Origin of the sequence: Coleofasciculus sp. G3-WIS-01 (assembly GCF_040223135.1) — a bacterium.
GTDB lineage: Bacteria > Cyanobacteriota > Cyanobacteriia > Cyanobacteriales > Coleofasciculaceae > Coleofasciculus.
This window is the reverse complement of sequence record NZ_JAVJZI010000256.1, coordinates 1-24,483: the sequence shown is the minus strand read 5'-3', so window position 1 is coordinate 24,483 and position 24,483 is coordinate 1. Positions and strand designations below refer to the sequence as shown.

Sequence of the window (24,483 nt, the reverse complement as noted above, 5' to 3'; positions counted from 1 at the left end):
AATTTGGATAATTCAATAATAGCGCGATCGCGATTGGGAATCATGACCGCTTTTTCTATGCCTGTACCGATTGATCGGTAGGGGCGACCGCTTGCATAAATGAACAATGGTGTCCATTCAATTGACTCGGGTCGCCCTTTAGCTGAAGCTTAAACCTGTTAAAACGGGTTAAAAGCCTTTAATGTAGTAAGCTTTAGCTTACTTTAGCTTTCAGCCGGAAATTTATTTCCCGGCTGTCCTTGTTCACGTTATGCCCCACAATCCTAGCTACCGCCAATCCGGGCTAAATCGCGGGCGTTTTCTTCAAACGCAGCCGTCAGCGCATCATCGCCACTTAACCCAGCTTCCTCGGCTTTATTCAAGCAAGCCAATACCCGCTTGTAATCCTTCGGGATCACCTTGACAAACTTCGGCACCATTTCTGTCCAATTCGCCAAAATAGTTAACCCCAGTTGACTCTTGGTGTACTCGACGTGTTTGGCAATCATTTGGTGGATGATCTCAATCTCCCCTGCATCTTCCAGTTTTTCCAAGTCGGACATCTGGGTATTGCAACGAGTGGCAAAATCACCCTTCTCATCCAACACATAGGCGACACCACCACTCATTCCAGCGGCAAAATTGCGCCCGGTTGAACCGAGAACCACCACTTTACCCCCCGTCATATATTCGCACCCATGATCACCCACGGCTTCTACCACCGCATTAACCCCTGAGTTACGAACACAGAACCGTTCACCTGCCATTCCCCGAATATAAACCTCACCAGAGGTTGCGCCATAGAGGGCGACATTACCGATAATGATATTCTCACGGGGGACAAAGGTGGAACGGGCGGGAGGATAGAGGATTAATTTACCCCCAGATAACCCTTTGCCAAAGTAATCATTAGCATCCCCTTCTAATTCTAGGGTGACTCCCTTGGGAACAAAGGCACCAAAGCTTTGACCCGCACTCCCTTGGAAATGCAGATGGATGGTATCCTCTGGTAACCCCTGCCAATGACGCTTGGTGATTTCATTGCCTAAAATTGTGCCAACCGCCCGATTGATATTCTGAATCGGTAGGGTAGCCGTTACCTTTTCACCTTTTGCGATCGCGCCTTTACATAAATCTAGCAGAACCCTCATATCCAGGGACTTATCCAACCCATGATCCTGGGGAATCTGACAGTAACGCCCAATTTCGGGTCCCACATCCGGTTGATAGAGAATCTGGGATAAATCCAATCCCTTCGCCTTCCAATGATCCACCGCCTGCTTCGCTTCCAAGACATCCACACGCCCTACCATTTCATTCAGCGTGCGGAATCCCAGTTGCGCCATGATTTCCCGCACTTCTTGGGCGACAAAGGTCATGAAGTTTACCGTATGATCCGGATTGCCAATGAAACTCTGGCGTAGCTGGGGGTCTTGAGTGGCAATTCCCGCCGGACAGGTGTTTTTTTGACAAACCCGCATCATAATGCAGCCCAGGGACACCAGAGGTGCGGTAGAGAAGCCAAATTCCTCTGCCCCTAATAGCGCCGCAATTGCCACATCGCGCCCCGTCTTCATTTGACCATCGGTTTCCACCACAATCCGCGATCGCAGATTATTTAATACCAGAGTTTGATGCGTCTCCGCTACCCCCAATTCCCAAGGTAATCCGGCGTGTTTAATCGAGGTTTGCGGCGATGCACCGGTTCCCCCATCAAATCCGGAAATTAGTACCACATCAGCATGGGCTTTTGCCACCCCCGCCGCGATGGTGCCCACACCCACCTCAGACACCAGTTTCACATTAATCCGGGCGTCGCGGTTGGCATTTTTCAGGTCATGAATTAACTCGGCTAAGTCTTCAATCGAGTAGATATCGTGGTGCGGCGGTGGCGAAATTAACCCCACACCGGGGGTAGAGTTGCGTACCTTAGCAATCCAAGGATAAACCTTACGCCCCGGTAACTGTCCCCCTTCTCCCGGCTTCGCCCCCTGCGCCATCTTAATTTGCAGTTCCTTGGCTTGAGACAGATACAAACTGTTGACGCCAAACCGCCCAGATGCGACTTGTTTAATCCCGCTATTCTTAGAATCGCCATTTTCATTTGTCCAGGTATAGCGTTCGGGATCTTCTCCCCCTTCCCCAGTATTGGATTTACCGCCAATCCGGTTCATGGCTATGGCTAGGGATTCATGTGCTTCTTTGGAAATAGAACCGTAACTCATCGCCCCGGTTTTAAACCGCCGAGTAATCGCCTCAACCGGTTCCACTTCCTCTAAAGGAATCGGGTCGCGTTTCTTGAATTGCAGGAGTCCGCGTAGGGTAAAATGTTTCTGGCTCTGTTCGTTAATTAGGGCAGCGTATTCTTTATACAGGTCATAACTCCCTTGACGCACGGCATTTTGCAGGGCGTGGATAGTTTGGGGACTAAATAGGTGTGCTTCACCGTCTTTACGCCACTGATATTCGCCCCCTGCATCCAGGGTATGTCCATTCACTTCTCGGTCTGGGAAGGCGTGGCGATGACGTATAATTGCTTCTTGGGCAATTACGTCCAAATCCGCCCCTTCAATCCGAGTTGCTGTCCAGGTAAAGTATTGATCAACGAGGGCTTGTTTGAGTCCAATGGTTTCAAAGATTTGGGCACCGCGATAACTTTGGATGGTGGAAATCCCAATCTTGGAGGCGACTTTAATTACACCCTTAGTTGCGGCTTTGATGTAGTTTTTGTACGCCGTCTTGCGATCAATATTTTCCAGCAAGCCTTGGCGAATCATATCGTCAATGGTTTCAAACATCAGATAGGGATTAATCCCGCCGCAACCATAACCGACGAGCAGTGCATGATGATGAACTTCGCGGGGTTCTCCCGATTCTAAGACTAACCCTACTTTGGTGCGAGTTTTTTTGCGGATTAGGTGGTGATGTAAACCTGCAACTGCAAGTAAGGCGGGGATTGGTGCATGGTCTTTGTCAATGCCGCGATCGCTGAGGATAATTATAGTCGTCCCTTGTGCGATCGCACTATCTGCTTTCGCGAAAATCTCCTCCATCGCCGTTTCCAATCCCTTCACCCCGGCTTTGGGGTCAAATAGAATCGGTAGGGTAACGGATTTAAACTCCCCTTCGGACACATATTTGAGTTTCGCCAATTCCTCATTACTCAGAATCGGCGTTTTCAGTTCAATTAAGTGACAACTTTTGGGTTCAGGTTCGAGTAAATTGCGTTCTGAACCAATCGTAGTTTCCGCCGAGGTAATAATTTCTTCCCGAATTGAATCGATGGGGGGATTAGTTACCTGGGCAAAGAGTTGCTGGAAATAATCGTACAGTAATTTCGGTCGGTCAGATAGCACCGCCAAGGGGGTATCCGAACCCATGGAACCCACAGCTTCCACCCCATTCTGTGCCATCGGCGCCATCAGCATCCGCAATTCCTCGAAGGTGTAGCCGAACGCCATTTGCCGCTGAATCAGGGTGTCGGGTTCGGGTTGGGCAACTTCTGGCGCATCTTTTAACTGTGCCAGTTCGAGCATGTATTCGTCAATCCACTCTTGGTAGGGATGTTCGCTGATAATTGCCTGTTTGAGTTCCTCATCCGCAATAATCCGCCCTTGTTCCATATTCACCAAGAACATCCGCCCCGGTTGCAAGCGCCCTTTAAACGCCACGTCTTCGGGTTCTACGGGTAAGACACCGGCTTCGGATGCCATAATCACCCGATCATCCTTGGTCACATAATAGCGCGATGGACGCAATCCGTTGCGATCTAGAACTGCCCCAATCGTCGTACCATCAGTAAAGGCAATAGACGCTGGACCATCCCAGGGTTCCATCATACAGGAGTGATATTTGTAGAATGCCTTTTTCTCCTGACTCATGGATTCATGATTCGTCCAAGGTTCTGGGATCATCATCATTACCGCATGGGGTAATGATCGCCCAGAAAGGACTAACATTTCTAGGGCGTTGTCGAATATCGCCGAGTCACTTCCCTCTAAATCAATAACCGGCTGAACTTTGTCTAAGTCATCGCCAAACAGTTTGGACTTAAACAGCGACTGTCGGGCGTGCATCCAGTTAATATTACCCCGTAAGGTATTAATTTCCCCATTATGGGCGATATAGCGATAGGGATGGGCGCGTTCCCAACTGGGGAAGGTATTGGTACTAAACCGGGAATGCACTAAGGCTAAGGCGCTTTTAAGATCGGGATCATGGAGTTCCGGATAATATTGTCCCACCTGTATGGGTGTGAGCATTCCTTTGTACACTAGGGTACGACAGGAGAGGCTAGCGACATACCAGCAGGGGTCAACCTCTGAGTTACGAATTTCTGTTTCTGTCCGTTTCAGGATCACATAGAGTTTCCGTTCAAAGGATAGATCATCAGCCAGGTTGGGGGAACGCTGGATAAACACCTGTTGCATAAACGGTTCACCCAGTTTGGCGATACTCCCTAGGGGTGAGTCATCGATGGGGACATCCCGCCAACCCAGAACCGTTTGACCTTCTTCAGAGGCGATTTTCTCAAAAATCTGCCGACTCTGCTGGCGAATCATCGGATCAGGGGAAGTAAAAATCGCACCCACCCCATATTGACCCGCTGCTGGTAGGGTAATGTCAAGGGCGGCGGCGACTTTCCGCATAAACTGATCCGGGATTTGGATTAAAATCCCTGCGCCATCTCCGGTGTTGGCTTCACAACCGCACGCGCCGCGATGTTCCAGGTTTGCCAGAATGGTTAGTCCTTGTTCCACGATATCGTGGGACTTATTCCCCTTCATCTGCACGACGAATCCGACACCACAGGCGTCGTGTTCAAACTGTGGATCGTATAAGCCTTGTTTTTTTGGCAGTTGGTTGCTTTTCATCTTAAATGACCCAAAAATGACGAGGGTTGTAGGGGCGCAAGGCTTGCGCCCATTTTTCAGTGTAGAGGCTGGCAAACTGTCTGGTGGTGAAAAAAGGTGCAACAGTTTACTGTACAAGGGTTTCTTTATTCTACCTTCTGCCTTTTACCTTAACGGAGAGTATCCCCGCCGCGACACCACCAGCTTGTTGGATTAAGATAAACCAACTCCACCAGAAGTACAAGCCACACTTTAACAAAACGATAACATTCGGGAAATTTGGCTTTAATTTAGTTGAGGGTTGAGTTTTGTTAGAAAATGCTTCAAAAAAACAGTATCCTTTGATACTGAATACCGTTAAAGGTGGAGAGTGCGATCGCCAATTGATTGTAATCAAGGGCGCAAGCCTTGCGCCCCTACAGACGCACTATTATCCAAAACCGCCGCTAAACGGTTAAATTAACGGCATCAAATGACTGAAATTTACTCATTTTGTGATCGGCGATCGCAGCGAATACTTGACCATTCTACGTTTTTTTTTGGTATCCTAATTTATAATAGAAAACTCTATACAAGAGACGCGCCATGGCGCGTCTCTACATAATGGCGCGTCTCTACAATAGTGTCTGGGCGGGTGCGAGTTCCATCCCTTGTGCAACCAAAAAGTTGTAGAGACGTTACATGCAACGTCGGGGCGGGTTTAGTAAAATCTGGGTGCAACCGAAAAGATAGTGGTGAAAGTGAGCCCCTACAGAGGCGCCACATAACGTGAAAATTAATGGATTAACACCGGAAGGACGGACAACGGTAAAATTGCTGCAATTGAATAGTGATGAGCACTTAGGCGAACGAAAACGATTACGCGATCGCCCAAAATAATTATACCAAATCCGGGTTAACTACCCCCGTTATAACCCTAGTCCGCGCAGGCGGACGAAAGTTTGTGTAGCAGCGATTTCAATCGCCTCCTCTTGCTCATTATTCTCTCTGCAAGTAAGCTAAACCGCTGTTTTTACAGCAATTCAACAACTCCAAAAGCTTTTTTAGCCGATAAGTTCTTGGCTCTAATAGTTTTTGAGAAACTGCTTTTTCTAAGTCAGTTAACATAGCGGCTGTTTCTGTCAAAACCATTTCATTAAAAAGGGCAATCAACATACTTCTTGTGGTGCTGGTTAAGGGGAGCAGTGGGAGTTCTATTTCTTCTCCATCAATACAAATCGTCGTAAGTTGGGAACGCCCGACTTGAGCAAAATCTGAATATGCTAACCACTGATAAAAATCTTCCCCCACCCGAATGCTTTTCGGGGATTCTCCGTTTTCTCCATAGAAATTAATGCTTAACATAAGTTTTCCTCTCTCAGATTAGGAATTGGTAAATACTGATTTGGGTATATTTTCGGCAAAAGCAATACCTGCTTGGTGCAATTTATGCCGACTGGGTTGGGAAATTTTGTTAGCACTGATAACTCCAATTACGGTTCCTTGGTTAATAATTATTTCCACTTCCTTGCCATAAAGATATTGGGTTTTAATTTCTAGATGAGGATTAAGGGTTGAGTTAGCAGTTGCTGTGGGTGAAATAGAGTCATCCTGATTAAATCGTTGATGAATGTCTCTAATGACTTGTTGAACCTTGAATGTATCGGCTGAATTGAAAATCTTGATATCGCCTTTCTCATCGTTACCATAAGTTTCCTGACAGGGGATATTATGAGTAGTTAATTGAGCGATGACCCAACGTTTAAGGTTCCTGTGCTGTTGTAATATGCCGATCAGTTTGTCTTCATCCGATTGTCTTTCCATTGGGGCGGCTTAAAATGAACAAAAAGTCGGTTATACTAACTGGAAATAAGTAGCGCGAACTTTTCGCAACCACTCCACAGTTTAATTATCAGGCTTGGCTCCATTTTAAGGTATTTTCTGCCTGACTATAGGTGGGTTGCGGCGGATAGTTCTATCGTAGGGGCGGGTTTAGGGATTCAATTAGGCGAGTTACCAATAACTGATCAACAAAACCCGCCCTTTATTCAATTCAATGGCGCTTCAATTAAATCCCGCCTAACCCACGATGGCGGCGTGACACACCTTATTGGTAGATTAGATTTGGCTTGTAGTAGGGAACCTTAGCCCTAGATTTCGTTGGGTTTCCTGTCGTCAACCCAACCTACAACCTATTCCACCATTTTAGCTGTGCCACGCCACTACAGATTACGATAAGCGATCGCACTTAATAATTATCCCAGATTTCCCCAATATCCATTCGTAGGGGCGGGTTTAGGGATTCAATTGGGTGGGTTACTGATAACTGATCAACAAAACCCGCCCTTTATTCAATTCAATGGCGCTTCAATTAAATCCCGCCTCACCCACCCTACAATTACGATAGGCGATCGCACTTAATAATTATCCCAGATTCCTCCAATATCCATTCCTAGGGGCGGGTTTAGGGATTCAATTGGGTGGGTTACTGATAACTGATCAACAAAACCCGCCCTTTATTCTTATTGGCTTCGTTGAACATTTTAAAGGCTAAAGCCTTTACTACGAACTACAGACGGATTAAGATGCGCCGCCGATGTGAATATTTCGCACCCGCACGGGGACACAAGCATGAGTCATTTGGGCGATTTGCATGGGTTCACCTTTACCACATAAATTCGTCCCGCATTGTTGCCATTCTGACTTAGATCCGATCGCGTCTACACTATTCCAAAAGTCTGTGGTCATAGAATGATAGGTGACATCCTTTAACATTCCCACTACTTTCCCCTTTTCTACCTTCCAAAAAGCATCGCCACCAAACTGAAAATTACGCCGTTGCTGATCAATGGAAAAACTACCAATGCCATCAATTAAAATACCATCTTCGGTATCGGCAATCATTTCGGCTAATGTCGCCGTATGACTTCCCCCCTCAACTCCCGGTTCTAAGCCTAAATTGGGAATGCGTACCATCGGTACACTTGACCAACTGTCGGCAAAGGCGCTACCATTACTACTGCCTCGCCCTAATCGATAGGCGGTTTCGCGATCGGTAAGATAATCTACTAAAATTCCATCCTTGACAACGTACCACTCTTGTGATGGTACGCCCTCATCATCATACCCCATGGTACTGCGTCCACCGGGTTGGGTGCGATCGGCTTTGAAATTAACCCAGGGTGCGGCATACTGGAGTTTACCGAGTTTATCAGTGGTGGCGAAACTGGTGCCAGCAAAGTTGGCTTCATAGCCGTATACTCGATCTAATTCCGTGGGATGTCCGACGGATTCATGAATCGTTAACCACAGGTTTGTTGGTTTCAGAATCAACGTGGTGCGAATACCAGAGGGACTTTTTGGTGCGTGAACCTTTTCAATCGCTTCTTCGGCTACTCGTTCCACTTGAGAAAGTAAATCCGCTCGGATAACATGCTCATAGCCCTTATTCATCGGTGGGCGTTCATAGCTGCGATTTTGAGCATCTCCATTCGCGATCGCAGTACAGCCAAATCCAGGATAGGTCCGATACAGCGTTTGGTGAATCAGCGAACCTTCCGTCGAAGCAAAGGTCTTATCTTCCTTAGTAAATTGTAAATAAGAATACGCCTTTTTAATCCCCCGTTCGCCATAACTCAGTAGTTGCTCATTAATCTGCAACAGTAAATCGGCTTTCTCAGTAATCGGGATACTAAAGGGGTCAATTTCCATCGGGGTGATGTAGGTATCCTGATAGGCGGCGACAGGAACAAGTTGCACCCGTGTCTGCTGAGACAGGCGACTCCCCTTAGCGATTTCCACCGCTAAAGCCACCAGGCGTTCCACCTCCGCTGGCGTTTTATAGGGACTCGCTGCAAATCCCCACGCCCCATCCAGCAACACCCGCACACCAAAGCCTGCACTAACATTATCACAGAGTTGACTCAGGGAGCGATCGCGGGCATAAAGATTTTGATGGCGGTAGGTGCAAAATCGGACATCGCCGTATTCACAGCCAGCTTGACGAATTAAGTCAATCGCCAGTTGAGCCAGATCAGTTGCTGTAGTGATTGGGGTGAGTGCTTGTACCATAGTCAGTTGGTGATAATTGTGTCAGAACATGTTCCTTCGGGGATAGGTGCAGATTGATGTCAACGAGAGTAGGTTGGGTTGAGGTACGAAACCCAACGCCATCGCTATTCTTGAACATTATGTGCTTTCCCTAACAGGCTCCCGATGCACCATTCCATCGTCTCGCCAAAATAGATAGTGCGTAAATTCCTATTGTAACCGATGGTAAAAATAAGGGAACTAATAGGGCAGCGGAAATATAAACCTGTAATCCAATTAGTCCATAAATAGCAGTTGCACTGGTTAATAGTACCAACCAATGCCATATTTTAATTTGTCGGCGTTCACTAATAATTAATACCATTCCTTTACCCAAAACTGCCGCCATACCAACCATCCACAAATCTGGAATGGGAATTACTAACCTCTGGCTTAATAAATGGTGCATAGTATAGGCATGTGCCTCACCCCCTGTAAATACGGGTGGATAATTGAGTTGAGGATTTTGCGATCGCCAATAGTCTACAGCCAGGGGAATGGGAAAGTTATCACTCCCTCGATCAGTTACCCCCGCTTGGTCATATCCGCCAGCCGCAATCAGGACAACTTGCTGTTTTAATTGTTCCGGTGTTGGTGCGTTATCGGTATTTTCTAGTAACTCCCAAGCGGCGATAGTTTGATAGGCATAATCGGGAGGGATGGAAAAATCAATAATTGGATATAACCAAAGTTGTTGAAAATTTCTTGATAGGTTCGTAATGGAAGGAAGGCGCAACTCATGCAAAAATGCAGTGAGGGGATTGGGTGCAGGATTTTGGTCTAAATAGGAAACCAATCGGGTGCGAAAAATTGCCGATGAATCAGTCTCAGTTAATCGCTGGGGTTGCGGTAAATTCGGATCGATAGGTGTTTGATTGGCGGCGCGGGCGAGGGCTAATAAATAGGCAAAGGAACAACTATCTGCACAACTGGTATTGGCGGGTAGAAGTTTAGCGTACCAAAGGGGCGCATTAATATAAGCCTCTAAAGTCCAATTGGGGTGGGCGAGACTATCAATGATTCCTAGTTCTTCGTTTCCGGTTTTTACCGCCGCAAATACCAACCAGGTTTGTTTTTTGTCAATGGCGTGCTGAATGGATTGGGCGAGAACATCATCTTCATCGGTGGGACTATCCAGGAGATAATCTAACCCAATCACTTTGGCATCTAATCCGGTAAGCTGATCAATTAGGCGAGCTAAATAGGTGCGGTCAATGGGATTAATTCGTCGCGCATCAATATTGGCGTGGATGAGAGAATCGCGATCAATATGAACTAATAGAACCGGTGGGGATTTATCGGTAGGAGTCTGTGCGGTGATGTTTCGATAAACCGACTGCATCCAAACCCGCCGTTCCAGTAGAAAATCTTGCACCCCAGGGCGTAAACTAAGAAACATGAGAACCAAAAGTGCGATCGCTTCGAGTTTAGTGGGCAACCAACCCTTGACCTGTTGCTTCCAGCCCCTGGGTTCTAGCCGAAAGGGTGAGGCGTCAGGATGGCGAAAGAGGGAGGGAACTAAATAGGCGCTAGGATAGGTGAGATGCTTTTCTAATTTGAGATACTGACAAGCTTCCCGCAGGGATTCTTGTACATCATGAAACTGGGCTAACCGTTGCAGAAACTGGACGAGGAATTCTTGGGCGACTTGATTATGAATCGGTTCTCGCATCACCGCCACCTGACTTAAGCCTAAATCAATCAGGGAATTGGCTAAACTAAGTCCATTACAGGAGTTAAACAGGGCAAATTGTAATCCTCGTTCCTTGGCGATTTTCACAGGGGTAGCGATTTCACTGAAATTCAGAGACACTCCCGGCGCGATCGCAAACTCTCCACCGGTTAAACTGGTTTCATTACTATGACCCGTGAAAAATAAGATATCCCAGCCTCGTTCATCGGTAATTTGCTTGACAATTTCCGTTTTTAATGCATTTCCATCCTGTGCGGGTTGCCAACCGACAAAAACAACCTCAGCGATTCCGGCGAGCGATCGCACCGCCTCTTGATCCGCCTGAAAATCTAATCCAGTATCATCTCCCCAAATCACCAAAACCCGCGCCCGTCGCCGCCGCCTGGGTGTCACTGTAGTGCCTTGAATCGTCAGGGGTGTACGCAGGATGCGAATTTGAGATGGTGCGGCAAACTCTGTACCAATTTCCCAGGCTTCCCAGGGTAATCGGGCGAGTTCTAGGGGATTACAGGTGAGAAAGATTTCGATAATCGGGATATCCTTCATCCCCTGATCTCGAACCGCCTGAACGATACGAGAACGAAGTTCAAACAACTCCCCTCGCCGCAACCATTGATGAAACTCGTAGAGTAATTTCGCCTCAGCTTGGACAAGTTTAGCGTGCCAATCGATGGGTGGTGTATTCAAGTTACCCATCTGAGACACCCGCCCTCGCATCGCCTGCTTATAGAAACTCAGATAAACCGTACTCCACTCCTGATACAGCGTGGTTAGGGTTTCTGGATAGGGTACAGTGACACCAATTTGTTGTCCTCGTTCCCAGGACAACTCAAACAGACAAGCCTGTTCCACGCGCTGCACTTTGAGATAGAACACAAAACGGTTGGGAGTCATAGTCGATGGGAATCGCCGATTTGCAATCAAGATGCCTATTGATTCTATCTCTGAGGTCTGAGGGGGATATGCAATTGAACTACCCAAAAAGAGATATCCCTTGCGTCTCAATACTGCTCGGTTAAGAAAAATTGTAGGTTGGGTAGAGCGCCAGCGTTACCCAACAAACCCAGTAAAACGTTGGGTTTCGTTACCAAGGGCCCAACCTACCTCTGACTTTTCACGCCATCTGGAAAAATCAACATCAAACCTAACCCCCCAGCCCTCTTCCCACTAAAGTCCTATAACATCTTCATACAACGCTTCGATAGGACAGTGAAAATCAACACTAGCGAAGTGAATTTCTTCTCCTTGGCTATAGGGATGGAGCACCCAAAGTCCTTCGGAATTACGACGAAAACACTCGACACTCATACGTTCTTGATTAATTAGCACATAGTCTACTAGAGTGTCTATGGTTCTGTAGTCGGCAAATTTATTCCCTCTATCAAAGGCGGCGGTTTTGGGAGATAGGACTTCAACAACTAAACAGGGATAGCGAATAAAGTCTTCATCGGAGGAAGAATTATCGCGTTCATCACAAGTTACAGTTACATCGGGATAGTAATAAATATTAGCCGCTTCAATCTGGACTTTCATATCTGCCATGTAAGGGATACAACCACTCCCCCTTAGATGGCTTCTTAGCATCGCAAATAGGTTGCCTGCAATAGTCACATGGGCTTTACTTGCACCTGCCATGGCATAGACTTCCCCACGAATATATTCGTGCTTAATGGGGGAGATTCTCTCTCCTTCTAAATAGTCTTCTGGAGAAATATAGGCGTACTTTGGGCTAACTGTCATTTGAGGCACACTCCCTGAAGTTGTGTTCTTATTGTCGGTGCGATCGTTGGGGTACAATCAATATATCGTACCCGGCTAACATCAAGTGGGTGTTAATGCCTCTATCTTCTGCCTTCAATCTGCCATACCCACGGAATAATTGCCCCTGCAATCACTCCTATGCCTACACTAAACGCCAAGACAATTCCCACAGGGAGTTTAATGGACTCAATGTTGAGGAATCTTAGGGATACAAGTGTGGCATTTTGTACCGATAGGATAGCAATTGCCGCAATCCACGCGGCGACAATTACAGAGGTGAGCAGATTAGTTAAGGCTTTCATCTAAGTCTTCAGGGCAGTGGATGCAGTATAGTGTATTTGAGCGCAGTTTGACGATATCCCGTAGGGTTGCGATCGCACCTGAGCGAAGTGGCACTGTTTGAGCTCGCCTCCACCCTTGATATATCGTAGGGTGGGCATTGCCCACCAGCATACCAGTCAGTACCATTCCACCTGAGCGAAGTGGTTAATCCAGACCAGGATAACATTCGGTTTGACTGCCTCCGTGGTGTTCTCAACGAAAGGTTAAGCGCATCGGTGGTGAACCCCTTCGGGATGATTGAATTTTTTGGGCTTAAATCCGAGAAGGGGTAGGTGTTTTTTAAGGCTGTAGTAAATTTTCGGCTGTATCCCTTATGGGTTCTGGGTTTGAGGACACCATCCCGAAAATGAGAATCTCGGAAATCTTGAAACGCTTGCTAGTAGAGGGTTTTGGAGTTTTTCTTGAAGATGTCTCTTGTCTGTCGAAGTCTGAAATGGTATATTAGATGCAGTCTCTCGGAACTGAACCTTGAAAGCTAAATACATCAAGCATTTCAGAGGCCTGCAGTCAAAATCCTCTATAATCCCTATCAGGGATTGAAACAGAAGGGTGAGCCAGGACCAGCCGGTAAGCCAGGTCAAAATCCTCTATAATCCCTATCAGGGATTGAAACACAAAACTAGACTTACTGCCACTTATAGATAAGTCAAAATCCTCTATAATCCCTATCAGGGATTGAAACTAACAGAATAAGCTGTATTGAAGATTTACAGCTACGTCAAAATCCTCTATAATCCCTATCAGGGATTGAAACAATTGACCCAGCAAGCTTGCTGTCTTGTGACAGTGTCAAAATCCTCTATAATCCCTATCAGGGATTGAAACACATGATTGATGCTAGCAAAATCGGGCAGAACAAAAGTCAAAATCCTCTATAATCCCTATCAGGGATTGAAACTTAAGTATTCCTATTTCTCCAGGATTAGGTGCTGGTCAAAATCCTCTATAATCCCTATCAGGGATTGAAACAGATTTGATCTTACTTGTAATTTCAGGATCAAACGTCAAAATCCTCTATAATCCCTATCAGGGATTGAAACTTTCGCTCATCTTGGTAGCCAGCACGGGGATTGTAAGTCGGAATCCTCTATAATTCAGTCCGCGCAGGCGGACTTTGTTTGTGTAGCAGCGATTTCAATCGCCCCCTCTTGCTGTGTAGAGACGCGCCATGGCGCGTCTCTACAACCCTGATTCAGCAAGCCCTAGTTATACCGTCGCAGGTTCCATCTGCTGAATCATCTGCTTCATCGCCTCAGCAATTTGGCTTTGCTTTTCGGGAGAATCTGTTTCCATATACACCCGCATCAGGGGTTCTGTACCTGATGGACGCAGTAGCACCCAACTTCCTTCTGATAAATAGAGTTTAATCCCATCTTTGCGCCCAACTTCTTTAACCTTAATCCCAGCCACGTCTTGGGGGGGATTTTTGGCGCAAGTGTTTAAAACAGCAGCTTTGTGATCCTCGTTTAAATGCAAGTCCAGGCGCTGGTTGTAAACCGGACCATCAGCTTCCGCGATCGCTTCTTCGACTAACTGACTTAGGGGTTTGCCTTCGTAAGCAATCGCTTCAGCGACCAGCATATTGGCTAAAATACCATCTTTTTCGGGAATATGCCCAATAATGCTCAATCCCCCGGATTCTTCACCCCCAATCAGCACCTCGGTTTCCCGCATTTTCTGACCGATATATTTGAAGCCGACGGCTGTCTCGTAAGTTTCTAAACCATTTTTTAGGGCAAAGTTATCCAACAGGTGAGTTGTGGCAACAGTACGGACGATCGCACCTTTTTTACCTTTATTCTTAATCAAGTGACGTGCCAGTAATAACAGCACCGTATTGGGCGTTAGCACAGTCCCCTGTTCATCCACTATACCAAAGCGATCGCTATCTCCATCGGTAGCTAGACCTAAATCTGCCTTATCCCGCGTCACAGCTTCTCTTAACCCCACCAGATACTCCCCTTTGGGTTCAGGCATTCCGCCCCCAAATAAGACATCGCGGGTAGTGTTAAATGCCTCAGTCTGACAGCCGCAATGTTCTAAGACATCATCCAGATAACCGCGAGAGGTGGAATAGAGGGCATCATATTTTACATTAAGTTGCGCCCGCCGAATCCGTTCTACATCTAGCAGTGTGTAAATAAAGTCCAAGTAATCCGGTTTCGGGTCAAAGGTAGAAATCTTATCACCATGCTTACCCGTAGGTGGCGCATCATCTGCTCCAGCAATATTGGAAACAATCGTATCCGTGATTTCCGGGGTAGCAGGACCTGCGTAATCCGGGATATATTTAATCCCGCAATAGGCGGCGGGGTTATGGGAGGCAGTAAACATCAGCGCTCCGGCTGAGTTAAGTTGACGCGCTTGATAGGCAATCACAGGTGTGGGACAATCCCGGTTGACAATTTTCACCGTCCAACCCAAGTCTGCCAACACCTCAGCAGCCATGCGGGCAAACTCATCAGCGAGGAATCGGGTATCATAAGCGACTAAAACGGGGCGGTCTTTGCCGTAGGCTGTATCTAAATAACTTGCGATCGCGCGAGTTACCTTACAGACATTGGCAAAGGTAAAATCATCAGCGATGATTCCCCGCCAGCCATCTGTGCCGAATTTTATTTTATTAGCGCTATTTGCTGCACTCATTTGGGCTACTTTGTTCTTGATTTTACTCAATTTTGACATCTCCTCTCCTTAAAAGCGAGAGGATTGGAGAGCGGATGCTACGCGACAGCTTGAAAGACTGTCGCTTCACATTTCTCGCGGTATGATCGTTTCAGATTGGAAAACAGATCGTACCGCTTCGGCAGTGTCAAGCTGCCTCTACCCACCTTGGCTAGGTCTATTCCTAGCTGTGTGGCTACTTTTCTGATTATGTTTGATGCCCCGTTGCAATCAGCATTAATCAACTGACCGCCAGATGCCCTAAAAAGCCCACGTTTCACTCTTGTACCTGATAGTCTCCACCTTTCGGGTTTCTCGCCGTATTTCGGTAGGGAGTCACCATCTAAGAATGATGCTTGACTTGTATACGCCTCCTCTGTCAGGGTCATTACAATCCCGTATTCTGTGCAAAGCTGCCTTAGACGTTCAATTAGCCTGCCCGTGGGGATGGGCATGAAGTTTTGGTTCCCACGCTTACCCATCTTGGGACTGTTTTTGATCCCCTCGTTCCAACCAATAACCAGATTGCCAATTCCGTCAGCCAAGCACCGATTAATGATGAATCTAGCTGCCTTGTTAATAGCATCCCTCATTTGGTTGTTGCGTTTACGCTGCACCCGGTCTAGGTTGGCATCCCAATAGAATTCGGACTTACCCTGCTTGTACTTAGCTACTAAGCGGCAATACCCCTGATTCATTGACTTGAGCTTGCGCCCATCAATGATCAAGCTTTTACCTTGGGTTGATACTCCGGTTAACCAATTAGTGCCGCCGTGGTCAAATCCCCACGCTTGAGAGTAATCCAGGTTGGGGTTGACTGTAATGGGTTCTTTTGAGTCGTCTATTACCCAATCAATCCAGAACTCACCAAGACAAGGACGAATCGTTACTTCCTTAACCCAGTCTGAGTCAATAAACTCTGGCAATGGTAACTCAATCTGAGTGATTAGTTCAGGCTTGGATTCTTTGCTGATGGATGGGCGAAAACACCCGTCTTTGTAGGTTAGAGCTTGCTTAGGAAAAGTTACCGCCGCAAAACCACCTTTTTTCCTGTACTTAGGCAAGGATGGACGATTAGCTTCTCCCTGATAATAGGCGTCAACCAAGCTGTTATAACTCTTAATTGATTCACCTACAGACTTCAGTGTTTGCTGTGCGGATTGAGCGGCTAGTGCCTTATAATGCATGCTCAGTTTAAGCTCTTTGTCTAACTCTGGGTAAGTCGTGCGACACCTGTACAACTTCCAGCCACACCGAAATTCATCGCCCCGCCAATAAAAAGTAAAAGCGTCATCGCGCCTTTCCTTCCACTGATAATAATTTTGCCTGGTGTAATAAATTGCACAATTAATTAGACTATTGGCATTCTGACACTGGTTTATCCAGTAAGCTTTCTCTTCATCTGTAAACTTTGCTATAATTGGAATACTTCGATACAGTTTTATCACCTCCTTTATCTTTTTATATTCTACAATAAAAAGCTAAGTTGATACCACAAAACGCCAGGTTTTAACCTGGTTTAAAGCTTTCATCCCCCGCGTTTTAACCGGGGGATGAAAGCTTTAGTTTTGGATAGGGGGATGAGTATTGTCATTCGTCTTATGTCTTATGTCGGAGTATCCCAATGTGCGCCTGAATACCATTTGCCTTGTCCCCACCAAAAGGGAGTTAACCCAAATGGCACGCTCGCCTTCTGCCGTTTTAGATCACCAAAACCCTTGATATACCGTAGGGTGGGCATTGCCCACCAGCATGCCAGTCAGTACCATTCGAGTTAACCCAGATTTACTCCAGCGTGAGAACCTCTTCTGCGATAGTCGGATGGATACAAATCGTCCCATTTAGCTCTTGCTTGGTGACGCCCTGACGAATCGCCACGGCGAGAGTTTGAATAATATCCGCCGCATGTTCACCCACCATCTGAGCGCCCACGATGCGCTGGTTTTCTCCCTCAACGATTAATTTGATCATCGTTTTTTCCTCCTGTTCACTCAGGCTGTAAAGCATGGGTTTAAATTCAGTGTGGTAGCAGCGCACAGATTCACCAAATTTCTCCCGCGCCTTGCTTTGAGTCATTCCCACAGTCGCCGCTTCTGGGCGGGTAAAAACCGCAGAGGGAACATAGTCATAATTGACAGACTGAGGTTGGTTCCCAATCGCCGTATCCACAACGGCTTGACCTTCAGCAATGGCGACGGGGGTTAAGGGGATACGATTGGTGCAATCGCCAATGGCAAAAATAGTATCCTGACTCGTGCGGCTGTACTCATCAACCTCAATGACACCTTTTTCAGTGACGTTAACCTCAGTGTTTTCCAAACCCAAGTCTTTGGTATTGGGGGCGCGACTGGTGGCAATTAAGACGGTATCAGCATTTAGGGTTTCCTGATAGTCCCCGGATAAGCTGAGTTGGATTCCATCGGTTCCTTGGGTAATTTCTTTAGCAGTCGTTTTGCACAGAATCCGAATTCCCCGTTGACTTAAGCTCTTTTGCACAGCCATGCGGATATCTTGATCAAACCCTGATAAGATTGACTCCTCCACATCCATCAGCGTGACATCACATCCCAAAGCATCCATCATACTGGCAAATTCCACACCAATATAGCCGCCGCCAATAATTGCCAGTCGTTTGGGCAACTCTTGCAGGTGAAACATTTCGCGGGAGGTAATCCCATGCTCTTTACCAGGGATGTTTGGCACGATGGGATGTCCGCCCACTGCAATAATAATTTTATTGGCGGTAATTTGGCGATCGTTTACGGTTATCCTATGAGCATCCACAAATGTGGCTTGACCGCGAATTAGGTCTATTCCTGCCTTCTCCAGGGTTTGCAGATAAGATTGATTCAGTTTATCGATATGGTGGTGGACTTTGCTGAGAAATTGTGACCAATTGATCTGCCGTTGACATTCACTCCAACCATAGCTAATTGCCAGTTTATCTTGTAAAGCAAAATCAGCCGCATAGACCATTAATTTTTTAGGAATGCAGCCGCGATTGACACAAGTACCACCGAGGGATTCTTTTTCAACCACAGCAACGCTGATACCGTAACCAGTGGCTCGTTTCGCCGCCGCCAGACCGCCAGAACCTGCACCAATGACTAAGAGTTCGTAATTATAAGACATACTGTTGTTTAAGTATCTGTACCTGAGTTGAAGGTTGCATAGTTGCGGAAAGTATTGCACCATTCAACAGGCAGATTTTTGATCAATTACAGTCGATTGTTGGGGCGGGCGCGAGCCGCAAAATTAAGATAGCCACCAATAAATGAACAACAAAACCCGCCCTAGTCCAGTCTCGTTCCTAGGCTCTGCCTCCCTTGATAAGGGCTAAAGCCCTTACTACGAACTAACTTCATCAACCTTTAGGTAGAGGATAGGCTAGGTCATAACACCTAAGGTAAAGCTGTAATAAAATTTTATTGGCTTACACATCATCGATTGCCACAATGAGCCCGACTGAATCTCCCGACAAAACTCAAGAGCATTCCCCACCTACCAAGCAAGATGCAATCACCTCTCATATTTCACCGTGGTTAGTGCGCCTAGTTTATCCCCTAGGACGTCACCTGGTTTTGCCCATTTACTTTGGCAAGATTGAGGTCAAAGGACGGGAGAATTTACCCAAAGACAGTCCAGTTATCTTTGCACCCACCCATCGTTCTCGCTGGGATGCGCTGACGTTAGCCTACGCCGCAGGTCGAGATATTATCGGACAGGAGTTGCAGTTTATGGTGTCGGTTGATGAAATGAACGGGGTGCAAGGCTGGTTTATTCGTCGTTTAGGCGGTTTTCCAGTTGATCCCAAGCGTCCGGGAGTTTCCAGTTTGCGTCACGGGATTGAGTTATTAGAACAGGGAAAAGTTTTGGTGATTTTCCCGGAAGGCGATATTTTTCGCACAGAAGAAATTCAACCCCTAGAACCGGGATTTGCTCGAATAGCGCTCCATGCAGAAAAGGAGCAACCGGGTTTAGGGGTTAAAGTTGTACCGATTCGGATTCATTACAGTCAACCTGTACCCCACTGGGGGTGCGATGTTGATATTCATATTGGTTCGCCATTAGCGGTGGCGGATTACTGTCATAAACCGGTTAAAGGATGTGCTGAAGAAATTGGGGATGATTTGCGACAGGCGCTTGAGGATATTGGGGATTGGTGATTAGGTAACGGCTTCCAGCGCCACCTCTAGCGCCCGTTCTTTTTGGGGATCAGCGCCTTGGGCGTATTCTGGAGAGAAGGGAACCAAGATATCCGGTGTTACGCCTTTCCCTTCGAGTCGTTCGTCTCCATTCACGTAGACATCAGCGACGGCGACGTAAAGCAAGCTACCATCTGACATGAGAAATGCACGCCCCGCCACTACAGCGCCAGGGGTTGGCGTACCGACAACGGGTCCGATATCGAATTTCTGGAAACCATAAGCCAGAATTTCTTTAGCGCTGCGGCTTCCTTCGTTGACAATCATGACGACGGGTTTATTCCAGCCGGCGTAGTGAGTATATGGCGTGCCATCGCGGGAAATAGCGGTTAAGCTGAGATTTGGAGCGGTGTAGATGTTCAGGGCGGTGAGTGGTGAACCTCCCCATCCGTCTCTTAAGTCTACGACTAGAGTGTCTGCTTGTTTGAGACGACCATAGATGAGTTGTTCCTCAAGCTGTTGTTGATATTCATCACTGGCATACGACCAGATATGAATATAACCGATTTTTTTACCTTGTTGTTCAATTATCTCTGTGCTGGCGTCCATGGCGTCGAGATACATGGTGGTTGTATCCAGCAGTTTAGGGGTGACGGTGATTTTTTGCTGGCTGTTGGAATTTTGCGATCGCTGAATTAGGATTGGTACAGGAGTACCAGCTTGATCGGCAAAGGATTCAATGGGTTGGAATGGGCGATTATCTACACTCAGGATGCGATCGCCTACCTTTAATCCGGCTTTAGCGGCTGGACTTCCTTCTAGAATGGCGCTGATAAAGGTTTGGTTGTCGATAGTTTTGGTGACGATACCAATGCCAGTATATTCTATTTTGCTATTGGGAAAGAAGGGTTTGAGTTGTTGGCGTAAGTCGCGGTTTCTGGGTGCAAAGATTCCTAAGACTTGGTAGTAGGCGGGTTGGTTGGGGATGTAGAGGTGGGTGTGAGAGGTGTTGAGTTCAGAAAGCATTTGATTGATTAGGGTGGCGGCGGCTTCCCTGGATTGGGTTTGGCGGATTTGGGGTTCATATTCGTCTTTGATGGTTTGCCAGTTGACGCCGTTATAGTTGGGGTCATAAAAGTTATCGTTGACGGTTTGCCAGACTTGGTTAAAGAGTTCAGTTTGGGGGTTGGTTGCTGTGGAATGGAGAGGAGAATTGAGCCAGCTAAATAGGATTAGGCAAAGGCTGATTAGGGTGGTGATAATTAGGCGGTGATTTCGAGAAAGGCGAAATATTTTCATAGTTGAGAGTGGGAGATATAAGCCATGAAGTCAACACAAATCAAGCTCGGTTCGTGCTATTTAGATTAATTATACAATTTTCGATAAAACCCGCCCATCAATTTTTAAAACATAAGTTATGGCGGAAAAATTGGGGTAAGAAGTTCTCGCGATTGAATAGTTAGCAATAGATTGTCGGGGTTTGATGGGCGCAAGCCTTGCGCCCCTACAAAGTTAATGCGATTAAACCCTTAGGATAAAATATTATGGTAAAGCTTGGTTAGTGCTGTTTAGATTGATTATATAATTTGCTTGCGATCGCGCCTTGTTTCTAGGGTTGAGAGGTGGGAGGGTTGGCTTTTTTAACGCAGAGGTTCGCAGAGGTTCGCGCAGAGGAACGCAGAGGAGTTAGCGGTGAGGAAAGTTTCTGATATCAATGTAGGGGCGGGTTTTATGGTTATCGTCTTTTTTTACCCAGATGTTAGTAAACCCGCCCTTTGCCAAGGTTTTATTGAGCAAATGTATTAGTTGAGCGGAGGGGTTACAGTATCAGATTTGGGAATCGTTCAGGGCTAAGATTTATCGCTGTCTTCATTTGCGCTTTAAGTGAAGCTTCTTATATCCTTACCCTCAAGAATTGTTCCTTTAAGATTAGCCCCTTCAAGATTAGCCCCTTCAAGATTAGCCCCTTCAAGATTAGCCTCTTCAAGATTAGCCCCTTCAAGATTAGCCTCTTCAAGATTAGCCTCTTCAAGATATACCCCGCGAAGATCTGCCTCTGTAAGATTTACTTTTTGGAGATTGGCTTTGTAAAGATTTGCAAATATAAGATGTACCTTTTGAAAATTTGCCTCTGTTAAATTTGCCTCTGTTAAATTCGCTTCTGTAAGATTCGCCCCCTGAAGATTTGCCTCTGTTAAATTTGCTTCCGTAAGATTCGCCCCCTGAAGATTTGCCTCTGTTAAATTTGCTTCCGTAAGATTCGCCTCCTGAAGATTCGCTTTATGAAAGTTAGTTTTGTAAAGATTAGCTCCTATAAGATTCGCTCCTATAAGGTTCGCAAAATGAAGGAATACTTCCTCAAGGTTAGCAAAAGCAAGATTTGCACCAAAAAAATCTCTGATATATAGAATGCAGCCTTTCAAATCAAGAAAACTAAGACAATCCAGAGCAAGTACATTTTCTAATCCTACTCTCTGCCCTTGCAACCTTGAAATCCAATTACCAAAAGCCTGAGGATAAGGCCACTTAATCTTTGAAGTTTTCTCTGTTACTCTTGCACAAGCGTTTAAAACTGCTAACAAGGCTTCTTCTGCATTCTGTGCCTGCAACCTTTCTATATAAAAATTATTTATTCTAGGGTTCAAACATTCCATTGGCATTCCATTATCCAGCATAAATTCAATCATACTGCACAGTGTATTCTGCCAATTGCGAACATCTGATAAATCCTGTAAACGTATTTCATCATATATAAATCGGAATAAATATTCATCCATTCTTGAAATACCACATAGACTCGCCCATTTTACAAGAGCGTCCCGTTCATTACATCCCTTACGAAAGTTTTTCTTGCGCTCCTCTAATTCTTCATGAATAAATCTGACTTCTTCTACAAAGCGTTTTGCCGTTAGATATTCACCAAAGCTCTTATGAGTAAATTCAAATGTTTTATCCCCTGCTAGTATACTGCCACTTTCCCGAAAGTAAAATGCCGTTAGTAGACGAGTAATGCTGGCTTCTGAATCTTCTTTAAAGATTTCTTGAAAGCGGTTCAATACATCTTTTAAGCCACTGTTGTAACATTGCGTTTCAATTTTTTGTACAGTTGTTGTTCTATTAATACTATGCCAACAAGCTAAGGCAATTTCCTCTAAAATGCCGATAAACTCTTCTTTTGTTATCTCTTCGATCGCACGATGTTTTCTATTCCTGCCTTCATATCCTCGCTCGTAAACAGCATCTAGTAAATTAGCATATATTTCATTCAAATTGGTATCTTCTGAGAATCGCAGCTTATCCCGTTCAAAGCTTAATGTAACTAAATAATTTAATAAAGGTTGCGCTGTAATCTCAACCAAATTATCCTGATCTAATTCAGGTGGTAAGCCCTTATAATGCTTGCCTTTTGCCTGACCATAAGATTTCCACCAAAGCTGGCGTTGATCCTCCTCAAGCAAATTTTGATCATCAATATATTTTTGGCGATCTCTTTCTTTTTTCGGCACAAAATAGGGCAGAATATACAGCAGTTGACGCTGTTGGCGAAACTTGCTGCGGTTCGCCTGTACCACAACTTCTCGTCCTGTAATCATAACCTGTAAGCGAAGATGCTGATTATTAAAGCGGGCAACTTCTAGCCGGACTTCTTCGACAAACTCTTTAGCCGTTTGTTCGGCAATTTTGCCCTGCATCGATAGCTCATCTAAGCCATCAAAAATAATCAGTAATCGCGATTCCCCATTTTCTCTGTCCAAGGGATTGTGAGACAAGAATCCTTCAACCTGGACAAACTCCCCTACCGCTTTTACCAAATCATCCGATAGTCTAAATAAGTGGAGGGGAATAAACAGAACTGGAATTTCTCCCTTTTCCGCCTGTTGTGCGGCAAAGATTTTAGCAAAGGATGACTTACCACTTCCGGGTCCTCCACTGATTAAGCGAATCGCATCATCTGCTTCAGCATTCTGTAACCAGGTTTCCAGTTCACTATTGAGATCTACGATAACTCGCTCATAGTCTTTACTTTCTATAATCCCTCGTTCTAATTTCTTCTCCGATTGTCCCGCAACCTCTCGCTCATAGTAAGCGCGTAATGGCACATAAACCTGTTTGAGGCTGAACGCTTCCCAAAATATCGGTTCATCCACCCGCTTTTGCAGCAATGCACGATACCGTAACCATCCTTGTTCTCGTTTTGTCGCTTGAGTAAAGGGTGTATCCAGTTCTTCTTTTAAGGCAATATAATCTTGGGAACGCTCAACCCATTGGTCATTTAGGGCGAAGACAAAGTAAGCGGGGAGGCGACTACTGATCATTTCCGCTTCAACCTTTTTCTCCACATACGCCTCTAACCACTGAGCAAACCCCGTCTTCGCTTCTTGCACAATTGGCATGTTTTGGGGACGCTGGAAAAAGTCGGGGTCAAGAATTAACTCGTTACTGGTTAACGATGCATTGAGGTGGTTGTACAATTCTGTCAGATTATCGGGTTTTTGGATGAGAAGTCCCCTATTTTCGTGTAACAAGTCTTGCATCGCTTGCATCAGGGAACGCACAATCAGCAATCCGGCGATTTCTCCTGGTTTTGCTTCTAATCCCAAGTTTTCTAGAACCTCAACGCCACTCTCGGCGAAGTCATCCCATTTAAGAAACGCGCCGTTAATGGCGGCTTTACCCAGTGACGCGAATAAACCCTTGGGATTGGCTTTTATCTCTTTTTTCCAGACTGAAACAGGCTGTTCGACTTTAATTCCTGGTTCCCTTGCCATAAAATTAATGGATGAAAGACTGTGCTGTTTCTAGCCTAATACCAAGTTGCGTTCTATCATGTCATTCTGAGCGAAGCGTGACGCTTGCGCGATAGCGAAAGCGTTGCGGTAGCGAAAGCGTTGCGGTAGCGAGGAACGAGCGTCGGAACGAGCGTCGGAACGAGCGTCAGAATCTGGGCAGATGCTTCGCGTCACTCCGTTTCACTGCG

General features: G+C 46.1%; 14 protein-coding genes and 1 CRISPR repeat array. Of the genes, 1 reads left to right on the top strand and 13 read right to left on the bottom strand.

The annotated features are described in order from the left end of the window. Positions 1-263 precede the first annotated feature (263 nt). The 11 genes from gltB to gorA all read right to left on the bottom strand — a co-directional run bounded on the left by gltB (position 264) and on the right by gorA (position 18,492). On the bottom strand, positions 264-4,853 hold the full coding sequence (gene gltB / locus RIM23_RS27300) for a glutamate synthase large subunit (protein ID WP_446371154.1): 4,590 nt from the start codon (positions 4,851-4,853) through the stop codon (positions 264-266). A 130-nt stretch (positions 4,854-4,983) separates the two neighbouring features. Then, positions 4,984-5,229: a hypothetical protein gene (locus RIM23_RS27295; RefSeq protein WP_446371152.1), complete on the bottom strand. Its 246-nt coding sequence runs from the start codon at positions 5,227-5,229 to the stop codon at positions 4,984-4,986. 581 nt (positions 5,230-5,810) lie between these two features. After that, positions 5,811-6,176, bottom strand: a complete 366-nt coding sequence (locus tag RIM23_RS27290; RefSeq protein ID WP_446371151.1) for a hypothetical protein — start codon at positions 6,174-6,176, stop codon at positions 5,811-5,813. Positions 6,177-6,194: 18 nt separating this feature from the next. Beyond that, positions 6,195-6,635, bottom strand: a complete 441-nt coding sequence (locus RIM23_RS27285) for a hypothetical protein (protein ID WP_446371149.1) — start codon at positions 6,633-6,635, stop codon at positions 6,195-6,197. A gap of 756 nt (positions 6,636-7,391) precedes the next feature. Then, entirely contained in the window at positions 7,392-8,882 is a 1,491-nt protein-coding gene (locus RIM23_RS27280) for a TldD/PmbA family protein (protein WP_446371147.1), read from the bottom strand. Positions 8,883-9,012: 130 nt separating this feature from the next. Beyond that, positions 9,013-11,487, bottom strand: coding sequence for a CHASE2 domain-containing protein (locus RIM23_RS27275; RefSeq protein WP_446371145.1), 2,475 nt, complete (start codon positions 11,485-11,487; stop codon positions 9,013-9,015). A 273-nt stretch (positions 11,488-11,760) separates the two neighbouring features. After that, the gene (locus tag RIM23_RS27270; RefSeq protein WP_446371143.1) at positions 11,761-12,333 is read right to left on the bottom strand and encodes a Uma2 family endonuclease; all 573 of its coding nucleotides are present in this window, start codon (positions 12,331-12,333) and stop codon (positions 11,761-11,763) included. 101 nt (positions 12,334-12,434) lie between these two features. Further along, positions 12,435-12,656 carry a LapA family protein gene (locus tag RIM23_RS27265; protein WP_446371141.1) on the bottom strand — a complete coding sequence of 74 codons (222 nt, stop codon included), beginning with the start codon at positions 12,654-12,656 and terminating at the stop codon, positions 12,435-12,437. Positions 12,657-13,202: 546 nt separating this feature from the next. After that, positions 13,203-13,736: direct repeats of the CRISPR family, unit length 37 nt; unit sequence GTCAAAATCCTCTATAATCCCTATCAGGGATTGAAAC. 166 nt (positions 13,737-13,902) lie between these two features. Next, a complete protein-coding gene (locus tag RIM23_RS27260) occupies positions 13,903-15,342 on the bottom strand; it encodes a phosphoglucomutase/phosphomannomutase family protein (RefSeq protein WP_446371139.1) in 1,440 nt (479 codons plus the stop codon). 77 nt (positions 15,343-15,419) lie between these two features. Then, entirely contained in the window at positions 15,420-16,799 is a 1,380-nt protein-coding gene (locus RIM23_RS27255; RefSeq protein ID WP_446371192.1) for an RNA-guided endonuclease InsQ/TnpB family protein, read from the bottom strand. A 346-nt stretch (positions 16,800-17,145) separates the two neighbouring features. Then, on the bottom strand, positions 17,146-18,492 hold the full coding sequence (gene gorA, locus RIM23_RS27250) for a glutathione-disulfide reductase (RefSeq protein WP_446371137.1): 1,347 nt from the start codon (positions 18,490-18,492) through the stop codon (positions 17,146-17,148). A 323-nt stretch (positions 18,493-18,815) separates the two neighbouring features. On the opposite strand from gorA, the gene RIM23_RS27245 reads away from it, so the two are divergent. Then, complete coding sequence (locus tag RIM23_RS27245) at positions 18,816-19,526, top strand: lysophospholipid acyltransferase family protein (protein WP_446371135.1); 711 nt, start codon at positions 18,816-18,818, stop codon at positions 19,524-19,526. Here RIM23_RS27245 and RIM23_RS27240 read toward each other — a convergent pair whose 3' ends face one another. Both RIM23_RS27240 and RIM23_RS27235 read right to left on the bottom strand, forming a co-directional pair. After that, complete coding sequence (locus tag RIM23_RS27240) at positions 19,527-20,804, bottom strand: S41 family peptidase (RefSeq protein WP_446371133.1); 1,278 nt, start codon at positions 20,802-20,804, stop codon at positions 19,527-19,529. A 581-nt stretch (positions 20,805-21,385) separates the two neighbouring features. Continuing rightward, a complete protein-coding gene (locus RIM23_RS27235) occupies positions 21,386-24,274 on the bottom strand; it encodes a pentapeptide repeat-containing protein (protein WP_446371131.1) in 2,889 nt (962 codons plus the stop codon). Between the last annotated feature and the right edge of the window lie 209 nt (positions 24,275-24,483).

Coding starts and splice junctions, on each gene's coding strand:
- RIM23_RS27270 (WP_446371143.1), bottom strand. CDS start 12,333: ATGACAGTTAGCCCAAAGTACGCCTATATTTCTCCAGAAGACTATTTA.
- RIM23_RS27265 (WP_446371141.1), bottom strand. CDS start 12,656: ATGAAAGCCTTAACTAATCTGCTCACCTCTGTAATTGTCGCCGCGTGG.
- RIM23_RS27245 (WP_446371135.1), top strand. CDS start 18,816: ATGAGCCCGACTGAATCTCCCGACAAAACTCAAGAGCATTCCCCACCT.
- gltB (WP_446371154.1), bottom strand. CDS start 4,853: ATGAAAAGCAACCAACTGCCAAAAAAACAAGGCTTATACGATCCACAG.
- RIM23_RS27275 (WP_446371145.1), bottom strand. CDS start 11,487: ATGACTCCCAACCGTTTTGTGTTCTATCTCAAAGTGCAGCGCGTGGAA.
- RIM23_RS27280 (WP_446371147.1), bottom strand. CDS start 8,882: ATGGTACAAGCACTCACCCCAATCACTACAGCAACTGATCTGGCTCAA.
- RIM23_RS27290 (WP_446371151.1), bottom strand. CDS start 6,176: ATGTTAAGCATTAATTTCTATGGAGAAAACGGAGAATCCCCGAAAAGC.
- RIM23_RS27260 (WP_446371139.1), bottom strand. CDS start 15,342: ATGAGTGCAGCAAATAGCGCTAATAAAATAAAATTCGGCACAGATGGC.
- RIM23_RS27285 (WP_446371149.1), bottom strand. CDS start 6,635: ATGGAAAGACAATCGGATGAAGACAAACTGATCGGCATATTACAACAG.
- RIM23_RS27240 (WP_446371133.1), bottom strand. CDS start 20,804: ATGAAAATATTTCGCCTTTCTCGAAATCACCGCCTAATTATCACCACC.
- RIM23_RS27235 (WP_446371131.1), bottom strand. CDS start 24,274: ATGGCAAGGGAACCAGGAATTAAAGTCGAACAGCCTGTTTCAGTCTGG.
- gorA (WP_446371137.1), bottom strand. CDS start 18,492: ATGTCTTATAATTACGAACTCTTAGTCATTGGTGCAGGTTCTGGCGGT.